6 tRNA genes are annotated in these 648 nt (G+C 51.7%); all 6 read right to left on the minus strand.

Annotated elements, in window-relative coordinates:
* Positions 1-66: 66 nt before the first annotated feature.
* Positions 67-143: transfer RNA gene (locus HMPREF3023_RS07725), tRNA-Asp, on the minus strand.
* 6 nt (positions 144-149) lie between these two features.
* Positions 150-225, minus strand: a tRNA-Val gene (locus tag HMPREF3023_RS07730).
* Positions 226-228: 3 nt separating this feature from the next.
* A tRNA-Glu gene (locus tag HMPREF3023_RS07735) sits at positions 229-303 on the minus strand.
* Between the two features lie 11 nt (positions 304-314).
* Positions 315-391, minus strand: a tRNA-Met gene (locus HMPREF3023_RS07740).
* Positions 392-418: 27 nt separating this feature from the next.
* Positions 419-507 (minus strand) — tRNA-Leu (locus HMPREF3023_RS07745).
* A 12-nt stretch (positions 508-519) separates the two neighbouring features.
* Positions 520-594: transfer RNA gene (locus tag HMPREF3023_RS07750), tRNA-Asn, on the minus strand.
* Between the last annotated feature and the right edge of the window lie 54 nt (positions 595-648).

The raw sequence follows: 648 nt of genomic DNA on the forward strand, positions 1-648 counted from the left end.
GTCAGTTGCTCTACCAATTGAGCTACACCAGCATCTCACTTATTAAAAATAACTTGAAATTTTAATTGGCGACCTGGATCGGGTTCGAACCGACGACCTCCAGCGTGACAGGCTGGCATTCTAACCAACTGAACTACCAGGCCCAATTTTGGTGGACACAATAGGGCTCGAACCTATGACCCCCTGCTTGTAAGGCAGATGCTCTCCCAACTGAGCTATGCGTCCATCTGGTGACCCTGCCGGGAATCGAACCCGGGATACCACCGTGAAAGGGTGGTGTCTTAACCGCTTGACCACAGGGCCTTATTTAAATTTGGTAGCGGGAGAAGGATTTGAACCTCCGACCTTCGGGTTATGAGCCCGACGAGCTACCATGCTGCTCCATCCCGCGTCATTTGTACCCGGCTACTATTTCTTTTGGTGCCGAGAATCGGAATCGAACCGATACGGTGTTTAACCACCGCAGGATTTTAAGTCCTGTGCGTCTGCCAGTTCCGCCACCCCGGCTTGTTTTTTAAATGGCTCTCAGGGTGGGACTCGAACCCACAGCCTACCGGTTAACAGCCGGTTGCTCCACCATTGAGCTACCTAAGACTATTGGGGACTTTTGTCCCTTACTGGCGATAACTTACTCTCCCAGGTCGTTGC

This window comes from Peptoniphilus sp. HMSC075B08 (genome assembly GCF_001815405.1).
Taxonomy (GTDB): Bacteria; Bacillota; Clostridia; order Tissierellales; family Peptoniphilaceae; genus Peptoniphilus_A; species Peptoniphilus_A harei.